This is a genomic window from Sinomonas flava (genome assembly GCF_039531875.1).
Classification (GTDB): Bacteria; Actinomycetota; Actinomycetes; order Actinomycetales; family Micrococcaceae; genus Sinomonas; species Sinomonas flava.
The window spans coordinates 538,609-547,845 of sequence record NZ_BAAAQW010000003.1; the positions used below are offsets into that span (position 1 = coordinate 538,609).

General features: G+C 71.9%; 8 protein-coding genes and 1 tRNA gene. 4 read left to right on the top strand and 5 right to left on the bottom strand.

What is annotated here, in order from left to right; genetic code table 11:
• Both ABD298_RS05160 and ABD298_RS05165 read left to right on the top strand, forming a co-directional pair.
• Window positions 1-679 (top strand): molecular chaperone DnaJ (locus ABD298_RS05160; protein ID WP_344298577.1); only part of this gene is annotated, 679 nt, incomplete at its 5' end.
• 63 nt (window positions 680-742) lie between these two features.
• Entirely contained in the window at window positions 743-1,210 is a 468-nt protein-coding gene (locus ABD298_RS05165) for a tRNA (cytidine(34)-2'-O)-methyltransferase (protein ID WP_344298578.1), read from the top strand.
• 24 nt (window positions 1,211-1,234) lie between these two features.
• Here the strand turns inward: ABD298_RS05165 and ABD298_RS05170 are convergent, their stop codons facing one another.
• The 4 genes from ABD298_RS05170 to ABD298_RS05185 all read right to left on the bottom strand — a co-directional run bounded on the left by ABD298_RS05170 (window position 1,235) and on the right by ABD298_RS05185 (window position 5,665).
• A complete protein-coding gene (locus ABD298_RS05170; RefSeq protein ID WP_344298579.1) occupies window positions 1,235-2,011 on the bottom strand; it encodes a PIG-L deacetylase family protein in 777 nt (258 codons plus the stop codon).
• Entirely contained in the window at window positions 2,011-2,973 is a 963-nt protein-coding gene (locus tag ABD298_RS05175) for an electron transfer flavoprotein subunit alpha/FixB family protein (protein ID WP_344298581.1), read from the bottom strand. The genes ABD298_RS05170 and ABD298_RS05175 overlap by 1 nt, the downstream gene beginning before the upstream one ends.
• Before the next feature lie 14 nt (window positions 2,974-2,987).
• A complete protein-coding gene (locus ABD298_RS05180; protein ID WP_344298582.1) occupies window positions 2,988-3,788 on the bottom strand; it encodes an electron transfer flavoprotein subunit beta/FixA family protein in 801 nt (266 codons plus the stop codon).
• Between the two features lie 317 nt (window positions 3,789-4,105).
• Complete coding sequence (locus ABD298_RS05185) at window positions 4,106-5,665, bottom strand: S1C family serine protease (protein ID WP_344298583.1); 1,560 nt, start codon at window positions 5,663-5,665, stop codon at window positions 4,106-4,108.
• Between the two features lie 393 nt (window positions 5,666-6,058).
• On the opposite strand from ABD298_RS05185, the gene ABD298_RS05190 reads away from it, so the two are divergent.
• The gene (locus ABD298_RS05190; protein WP_344298584.1) at window positions 6,059-8,125 is read left to right on the top strand and encodes a TPM domain-containing protein; all 2,067 of its coding nucleotides are present in this window, start codon (window positions 6,059-6,061) and stop codon (window positions 8,123-8,125) included.
• A gap of 59 nt (window positions 8,126-8,184) precedes the next feature.
• On the top strand, window positions 8,185-8,991 hold the full coding sequence (locus ABD298_RS05195) for a PspA/IM30 family protein (protein WP_344298585.1): 807 nt from the start codon (window positions 8,185-8,187) through the stop codon (window positions 8,989-8,991).
• Between the two features lie 126 nt (window positions 8,992-9,117).
• Here the strand turns inward: ABD298_RS05195 and ABD298_RS05200 are convergent.
• Window positions 9,118-9,191 (bottom strand) — tRNA-Met (locus ABD298_RS05200).
• Window positions 9,192-9,237 lie beyond the last annotated feature (46 nt).

The following is a 9,237-nucleotide window of genomic DNA, read 5'->3' on the forward strand; positions in this document are numbered from 1 at the left end:
CACGACGCCGGGCGGCAGCTTCCGCGCGCGGGCCGCCTCGCGCGAGGCGGGGCGGCGCAACCCCTCAGGCGAGCCTGCGGTGTACGTGCCCCCGTTCGCGCCGGGGACCACCCCGCTCGTGCCCGCCGAGGTCGCCGCGCGCGCCGAGCACGGCGTCCCGCGCCGCCGGGGCCTGTTCGGCGCGGACGCCCGCATCCAGCGGGAGCTGCGGACGGCCGCGCTGATCCGGCGCCACGTCCTGACCTCGATCCCCGCTGCGCGGCTCTTCAACGGCCTCCGCTCCCCCGCCTCATCGGTGCACATCGCCCATGCGGTACTGGCCGGCTACCGGCTCGCGCTCGTGGACTCGATGCTCGTGCCAGCGGGCAACTACGCGTGGGACGGCGCGCACCTGCTCCACGGCGGCCGCGTGGTCGCCCCGCCGCGGCTTGCCGAGCAGGTCCGGCACTTCCAGAACCTGTTCCCCGAGCTCAACGTCCAGGGTTTCGTGCTCGTGCAGACACCCCAGGAGAACCTGCACGAGCCGGTGATCGATGTCCGCCGAGGGACGGAAGGGCTCATCGAGCCCCGCAACGCCGCCAAATTCCTCCGTGAGCTCACGTTCTTCCTCGCCTCCGGCCCGCAGCCGAACGTCGTGTTCGTCCCGGCTTTCGCGCGCCTGCTCACCGGCCTGCACTGAGGCTCGCGGGCGACGCCGCGCATCGTCGCGGGACTGCGCCGCGACGGCCGTAGGATGGAGGGCGTGTTCCGCATCCTCTTCTACACCCCCGAGATCCCCGGCAACACGGGAAACGCCATCCGGCTCGCCGCGGTGACGGGCTCCGAGCTGCATCTCGTCGAGCCCCTCGGCTTCGATTTCGAGGACGCGAAACTCCGCCGTGCCGGCCTCGACTACCATGACCTCGCCGTCGTGACCGTGCACAAGAGCCTGGACGACGCCTTCACGGCACTCCTGCCCGCCCGCGTCTTCGCCTTCACGTCCCACGGCGACACGCAGTTCGCGGACGTCGACTACCGTCGCGGCGACGTGCTTTTCTTCGGGCCGGAGTCCGTGGGGCTGCCCGAGGACGTCCTCGCCGACCCCCGTGTCACAGCGCGCGTCCGCCTCCCCATGCAGCCCTCTCGCCGCTCGCTGAACCTCGCCAACGCGGCATCGATCGCCGTGTACGAGGCCTGGCGCCAGAACGGGTACGCCGGCGCGCAGCTCTGAGGCTCCGGCGCGAGCCCGCGGCCGTCAGAATCCGGCGATCGTCTCCGGGTTGTTGACCGAGACGACGTGGAATTCCTCGGCCGAGGACCCCTCGGCGAGCCCAGCGGCAGCGGCGCTGGCCCGCATGCGGCTGCGCACCGACTCCTCCATGGCGGCGACGTCGGGGTGCTGGCTGATGTGCACCTGAAGCGCGGTGATCTTCGTGTCGACGAACGCGCTCACGTCCACGCGGTGGTTGGTCCGCTCGGCCGGCCCTGCATAGAGCCACAGCCACGGCACGCGGTACGCGTCCAGCCCGGCCTCGGCGAGCTCGGGGTAGGCAAAGGGGTTCTCCACCGCCGGGTAGATGGCCCGGGTGACCGCCTCGCCGCAGGCGAGGTGGTCCGGGTGGGACTTCTGGATGCGGTCCCAGTTCCGCTCGGGGTGCATCGCGAGCACGACGTCGGGCCGCACCCTCCGGATGAGCTCGACCACGTCGCGCATCACCTCGTGCGACGGCTCGAGGTACCCGTCCCGATAGCCGAGGAAGTGGACGTCGTCCACCCCCACGAGCGCGGCCGCGGAGCGCTGCTCCTCGTGCCGCATCGCTACAATGCTGGCCCGGTGGGCGGGGTCGAAGCCGCCCGCGTCGCCGTCGGTCATGATGCAGTAGTGCACCTCGACGCCGGCGGCCGTCCACGCTGCGACCGTCCCCGAGACGCCGAAGTCGAGGTCGTCCGGGTGCGCCCCGAAGGCCACGACCCGGCGCACCGCGTGGCGCGCCGGGTCGAAAGGCCCGGTCGCTGCAGGGGCCTCGGGCATCACCCGCGTCGCCGTTTGATCTCGGCAGTGGCCTGCGGGAGGACCTCGAAGAGGTCCCCGACGATGCCGAGGTCCGCGATCTCGAACACCGGCGATTCGGGGTCCGAGTTGACGGCGACGATGACCTTGGCGGTCTGCATACCGGCCTTCTGCTGGATCGCGCCCGAGATCCCCGCGGAGATGTAGAGCTGCGGCGAGACGGTCTTGCCCGTCTGGCCCACCTGGAGGTCGTGGCTGACCCATCCGGCGTCGGCCGCGGCGCGGGAAGCGCCGACCGCCCCGCCGAGGGCGTCGGCGAGCTCCTCGATCGGCCCGAAGTCCCCGTCGGTCCCGCGTCCCCCGGCCACGACGACGCGCGCCTCGGTGAGCTCGGGCCGCCCCGTGACGGGCTTCTCGGTCCGGCCGGTCACGCGGGCGGCGCGGGCGAGCGCGGCCTGCGGGACGGGGACAGTCACGGGCTCCGCCGCGCCCGCAGCTTCGGCCGGCGCAGCCTCGACGCTGTTCGGCTTGACCGTGACGATGGCGACGGCGCTCGTGGCACGGGCCCTGACCTCGTAGGACCCGGCGAGGACGGCCTTGTGCATCGTGCCGTCGGCCTCGAGGGCCACGACATCGGTGACCACGCCGGCGTCGAGCCGCACGGAGAGCCGCGCCGCGGTCTCCTTGCCGGTCGGCGAGTTGTCGAGCACGACGGCGGTGATCCCACCTGCCGCCGCGACCACGTCGGCAGCCCAAGCGGCCGAAGGGCCGACGAGGTACTCGGACAGGTCAGCGCCCTCGGGCACGTACACCGCCTCGGCGCCGTGGTCGGCGAGCTCGCCCCGCACCGCGTCGGAGACCGGGCCGGTCGCGGCGACAGCGATCGTGCCGAGGATGCGTCCGGCGGTGAGGACCTCCCGCTGGGACTTCGTGAGGGACGCTCCGGGGGCGTCGAGGACAACCAGGACATTTGCTGCAGTCATGAGTTCTCTCTCCCTCAGATGAGCTTCTGGGCGGCCAGGAAGTCGACGAGCTTGACGCCGGCGTCGCCCTCGTCCGTGATGATCGTCCCGGCGGTGCGGGCGGGCCGCGGCTCGGCGGACTCGACGGCGGTGAGCGAGCCGGCGGCGCCGACCCGGCCGGCGTCGACCCCGAGGTCGGCAAGGGTCACGGTGGCGATCTTCTTCTTCTTGGCCGCAAGGATGCCCTTGAAGTTCGGGTAGCGCGGCTCGTTGATCTGGTCGGTCACCGACACCAGCGCCGGCAGCTCGGCCTCGACCGTGTCCGAGTGGCCGTCGCCATCGCGCTGGATGCGGGCGGTGCGGCCCTCGACCTCGAGCGAGGAGGCGAAGGTCAGCTGCGGCAGGTCGAGCCGCTCCGCGAGCTGGGCCGGGACGAGCGAGGTCTCGCCGTCGGTCGAGGCCATTCCCGTCAGGACGAGGTCCACGTCGCCGATGTGGCGGATGGCCGCCGCGAGGGCCAGCCCGGTCGCCCAGGCGTCCGAGCCCGCGAGCGCCTCGTCGCTGAGGTGCACCCCCGAGCTGGCGCCGATCTGCAGGGCCTTCTTGAGGGCGTTCGCGGCGTCAGGGCCGCCCATCGTCAGGGCGATGACCTCGTTGCCGCCCTTGTCGCCGCCGCGGGCCTCGGACAGCTGCAGCGCCGCCTCGAGGGGGTACTCGTCGAGCTCGGAGAGGATGCTCTCGGAGCGGTCGAGGGTGCGCTCGCTGCCGATGTGACGGTCGAATTGCGCATCAGGGACGTGCTTGACCAGCACGACGATCTTGAGGGTGTCTCCCACAGTCCATGGCCTTCCATCTTCGCCGCTTGGCGCGGGCGGGGTCACTCGCGCGGCAGGGGTGCCGCCGGCCCGCGGGGCGGGCGCGCTCGCGCGTCCGGCATGCGTGCGGCAGCCGGGCACGCCCTAGCTAACCACACGCCGCTGCCCCCGCGCTCCCCCGTTTGACTCCGTGTGTCGGTTCGCCGGGCCGGAATGCGGGCGCAGGCCAGGGCGGCCGGCCCGGCGGCCAGACGCACGACGGCGAGCGCAGGCTGGGTGCCTGGGCTCGCCGTCGTGCGCTGTCCCACGCCGCGGGTCACGGCGCCGCTCGCCCGGGCCTACTTGGCCGTCCCGAGCGTGACATCCACATCCATGTTCTGCCCGTTGCGCTGGAGGCTCACCTTTGCGGTGGAGCCTCCGGCCTGTTCGCGGACGGCCGCGGTGAGCTCGCTCGCGTCTCCGATGTGCCGGCCCGCGAAGCCGGTGATGACGTCGCCGACCTTGATGCCAGCCTTGTCCGCAGCCGAACCGCTCGTGACCTCGGCGACCTGGGCACCCACCGAGAAGGACGAGTTCGACCCGTTGGCCGCCTTGGGCTGGACCGAGACGCCCAGCTGGCCGTGGGTCGCTTTGCCGTTGGCGATGATCTCCTGGGCGATCCGGTGGGCGTAGTTCGCGGGGATGCTAAAGCCCACTCCGATGTTGCCGGAGCTCGAGCTCGTGGAGCCCTGCCCCGTCGACGCGATCGCCACGTTGATCCCGACCAGCTCCCCCTTGCTGTTCACGAGGGCGCCGCCCGAGTTGCCCGGGTTGATCGCCGCGTCCGTCTGGATGACGTTGATGCTGACCGTGGACTGGGCTGACTGCCGCTGCGACTGGCCGTTCGGCGGGGCGAACTGGAAGCCCTGGCCGTTGTCCCCCTGCGAGCTGTCGCCGCCCTGCGGGGCGGCGGAGGATGCGACCGAGATGGTGCGGTTGAGGGTGGAGACGATGCCGTCGGTGACGGTGCTGTCGAGTCCGAGCGGGGCGCCGATGGCCACGGCGATGTCGCCTACGTTGAGCCTGGACGAGTCCCCGAAGGAGACGGCCGGGAGGTTCGCTCCCTCGATCTTGACCACGGCGAGGTCGCTCAGGGGATCGGTGCCGACGACTGTGCCCTTATACACCGACCCGTCGCTGGCGCGGACCTCGATGCTCGGGTTGGCGACCTGGCCGTCGAGCGTCACGACGTGGGTGTTGGTCAGGATGTGTCCCTGGTCGTCGATCACCACGCCCGAGCCCGTCCCGGAGGAGTTGCCCGAGGTGACGCCGATCGTGACGACGCTCGGGGCGGCCTTGGCCGCCGCAGCCGTGACGGCGTTGACGCTGTCCTGGTTGTTCACGATCACGGGGGCCGCGCCCGTCGAGGAGGCCACCGTGCCCGCCCGCGGGGCCCACAGGCTCGAGGTTCCGGCAGCGACACCCCCGCCGACGAGGCCTGCGACCAGCATGCCCCCGACCAGCACGCCGGTTCCCCACCGGCCCTGGCGCTGCCGCTGGGTGTCGTTCCGGTAGAACGCGGAGCCCTGCGGGCCGGTCGGGCCGAAGGGTGAGGGGCCTCCGTACGGCTGGCCCTGCTGGGGGTGCTGGGCCTGCTGGGGATGCTGGCCGGGGTAACCCTGGCCCTGCGGGGCGCTCTGGCCCCACTGGGGCGCGTTGCCGGGGCCGGGCTGGCCACCCTGCGGCGCCTGCCCCTGCTGCTGGGTGGGCGGCTGGACCTGCGGATGCTGCTGGGTGGGGGCGTACTGGCCGAAACGCGGTGCCTGCGGAGGCGCCGGGGGAACCTGGCCGCGCTCCGCACCGGCGACGCCGCTCCCCGGCTGGGTTCCGTCCTGCGCCTCGCGAGCGGGCTGATCCATGCCGTCCTGCTGAGGCGACGCCAGGGGCTCGGTGGCACCAGCCGGCGTCGGACGCCCGTCCTGCGCGGCGTCGTTTCCGGCTCCGGCGGGACGATCAGGGCGACCATAGGTCTCGTTCATCTCAGCTGTCCTTTCTGCTCTGCTCCTAACTATTCCCTGTCAAGCTGTGCCGCACGCTTTCGTTCTCTGGAAGTTGGCTGGGAGTCTGCAGGGAGCGTCTGCCTCCCGCTCCCGCGGGCTCACCCGTTCGCTGCGGGCGCACGCCGAGGCGTGCGGGCGCATTGCGGGCGCCCCTAGAATCAAGGTGACGTGCCACAGCCGCCCGTCACGTGGCGTGCAGGGGGCTGTGCCGAACCGGGGGCCGGAGCCTCCGGGCTGAGCGAAGGGTGGCCCATGCGTTCGACGGCGAAGACACTCCTGGCTGCCGTGGCGGCAGCGCTGCTGATGCTCTTCCCGGCAACGGCAGCCGCCTGGGCCACCGACCCCGTCACGATTCCTTCGGGCACCAACATCGTCGATACGCAGGGCGCACTCGGCGGACGGAAGGACGAGGTCCAGAAGGCCGTCCAGGACCTGCTCACGCAGCATCGGGTCAACCTCTATGTCGTCATCGTGGATACCTTCACCAACCCGAGCGACCGCACGGTGTGGGCGCAGACCGTGGCGAAGAACACCGGCATGGGCAGCGCGGACGTCCTCCTCGCGATCGCGACCTCGGGCCAGTACCAGCTCCTCGCCAACACCCAGAACGCGAAGGTCTACTCCAAGCTGTCGGCCATCGGCCAGAACGCCGTCACCCCCAACCTCGCCGGAGGGAAGCGCGACTTCGCGCAGGCGGCGATCGACACGGCGAAGGCCGTCGGAGACGCCGCCGGCGGGGGCAGCGGGACTCCCACCTCGGACGCCGGCGCCGCACCGTGGCTGATCGGCGGCGGCGTCGTCGTTGCGGGCGCCGCGGGAGCCTATCTCATCGCCCGCCGCCGCAAGGGACCGGCGGCCCGGCCGGGCGTCGCCGGAACGCTCGGGCCCCATGAGGGAGAGCGGGATCCTCTCGCGGGCCTGAGCGTCGCCGAGCTGCGGACCAAGGCCAACGGGCTGCTGGTCCGCGCCGACGACGCGATCCGCTCGAGCGAGCAGGAGCTCGGCTTCGCCGAGGCGTCCTACGGCACCGAGGCGGTGGGCGCCTTCACGAAGGCCCTCGCGGAGGCCAAGGCCCACATGGGCGAGTCCTTCAAGCTCCAGCAGCAGCTCGACGACCACATCCCGGACACGGAGGAGCAGCAGCGCACCTGGCTCGGCGAGATCATCCGCCGGTCTGAAGCGGCGATCGCGTCGCTCGCGGAGCAGAAGGCAGACTTCGATGCCCTCCGCGAACTCGAGCGCAACGCGCCGGCCGCACTCAACGACGTCGCCAGCGGCTCTGCGGAGGCCAACTCCCGCCTCGTGGCCGCCGAGGCGGAGCTCGACCAGCTCCGCGCCAAGTACGCCGACTCCGCCCTCAAGCACGTCGCCGACAACATCACCCAGGCCAAGGAACGGCTCGCCTTCGTGGAGAACGCCTCCTCCACCGCCCGGCAGAAGCTCGCGGAGGGCGAGACGAGCCCCGCCGCCGTCGCGGTCCGGGCCGCCGAAGGGGCGCTCCACCAAGCGAGAGTGCTCCTCGACGCGATCGACAAGGCGGCATCCTCGCTCGACGACGCCCGCACCCGCCTCGACGCCGCGCTGGCCGACACCCAAGGCGACCTGGCCCAGGCCAAGGCGGTGGCCAGCTCGGGCCAGCATCCCGAGCTGACAGGTCCCATCGCGGCCGTGGACGCCGCGCTCGGCCAGGTGCAGCAGGAGCTTTCCGCCTCCCCCAAGATCGACCCGGTGGCCGCTCTGGTGCGCGTGGAGGCCGCCCATCAACAGCTCGACGAGGCCCTCACAGGCGTACGCGACCGGCAGCAGCAGGTTCAGCGCGCCGAAGCCTCGCTCCAGCAGGCGGTCGCGAGCGCACAGGCTCAGATCGGCGCTGCGAGCGACTACATCGCGGCACGCCGCGGCGGGGTCGGCACGGAGGCGAGGACCCGCCTCGCAGAGGCCCAGCGGAACCTCGACTATGCACTCTCGATCTCCCGCACGGACCCGGTCACCGCGCTCGCCTACGCGCAGCAGGCGAACGCCCTGGCAGCCCAGGCCGCGCAGATCGCGCAGCAGGACGTGGACCAGTTCGCCGGGTGGGGCGGCGGTCCCGGCTACGGCGGCATGTTCGGGGGGCGCCGCGACGGGGGCGGCATCGCCGGCGCGGTGCTCGGCGGGATCATCATCAACTCGATCCTCTCGGGCGGCCACCATCACGGCGGCGGTGGCGGCTGGGGCGACGGCGGCGGCTTCGGCGGAGGCTGGGGCGGCGGAGGCGGCGGCTTCGATTCAGGCTTCGGCGGCGGAGGGGACTTCGGCGGCGACGGCGGCAGCTTCTAGGCCGCACACGGGGGTACGCGTCCCTCAACGACCGTTCCACACACACGAAAGGGAGCACTATGACCAAGCAGTCCATGTTCGGCCGCATCGCCCAGCTGGCGAAGGCGAACATCAACGCCCTGCTGGACCAGGCCGAGGACCCCCAGAGGATGCTGGACCAGATGGTCCGCGACTACACCAACAACATCGCCGAGGCGGAGTCTGCGATCGCCCAGACCATCGGGAACCTCCGGATGCTCGAGGACGACCATGCCGAGGACGTCAAGGCCGCCCAGGACTGGGGCAACAAGGCGCTCGCCGCGTCCCGCAAGGCGGACGAGTTGCGGGCTGCAGGCAACTCGACGGACGCCGCCAAGTTCGACAACCTGGCCAAGGTGGCGATCCAGCGCCAGATCACGTCGGAGAACGAGGCCAAGGCCGCCGAGCCCACCATCGCGACCCAGTCGGAGGTCGTCGATCGGCTCAAGACCGGCCTCGAGCAGATGAAGGGCAAGCTGAACGAGCTCACAGCGAAGCGCAACGAGCTCGTCGCCCGTGCCAAGACGGCCGCCGCGCAGACCCAGGTCCACGACGCTCTCAAGAGCATCGACATCATGGATCCCACCAGTGAGGTCTCGCGGTTCGAGGAGAAGGTCCGCCGCGAGGAAGCCAGGGTCCGGGGCCAGGAGGAGCTCGCGGCAAGCAGCCTCGACGCCCAGTTCAACGAGCTTGAGGACCTCGGGGAGCGCACCGAGATCGAGGCGCGCCTCGCGGCGCTCAAGCAGGGCGGCTCCCCCGCCGCGATCGGCAGCTCCGGAACCTCGGGCGCGGCCGCAGAGGCGGGTTCGACGCCGGCCGTCGACGAGGCGGACTTCGACAAGCTCTGAGGCCGCCTCTGACCGCTCCGCCCCCGCCGGCACGCATCGTGCCGGCCACTGGTGCCCTGCGGGCCGGACGACGAGCGGGACACGGCGAAGGCCCCGGACCAGATGGTCCGGGGCCTTCGCTTCTCGTTGCGGGGACAGGATTTGAACCTGCGACCTCTGGGTTATGAGCCCAGCGAGCTACCGAACTGCTCCACCCCGCGGCGCACTGACAACACTACCAACCGGCGAACGGCAGACCAAATCGGG

Bases quoted from the DNA above. Each gene is read 5' to 3' on its own strand.
- ABD298_RS05185 (WP_344298583.1), bottom strand. From the start codon at position 5,665: ATGGATCAGCCCGCTCGCGAGGCGCAGGACGGAACCCAGCCGGGGAGC.
- ABD298_RS05170 (WP_344298579.1), bottom strand. From the start codon at position 2,011: ATGCCCGAGGCCCCTGCAGCGACCGGGCCTTTCGACCCGGCGCGCCAC.
- ABD298_RS05195 (WP_344298585.1), top strand. From the start codon at position 8,185: ATGACCAAGCAGTCCATGTTCGGCCGCATCGCCCAGCTGGCGAAGGCG.
- ABD298_RS05190 (WP_344298584.1), top strand. From the start codon at position 6,059: ATGCGTTCGACGGCGAAGACACTCCTGGCTGCCGTGGCGGCAGCGCTG.
- ABD298_RS05175 (WP_344298581.1), bottom strand. From the start codon at position 2,973: ATGACTGCAGCAAATGTCCTGGTTGTCCTCGACGCCCCCGGAGCGTCC.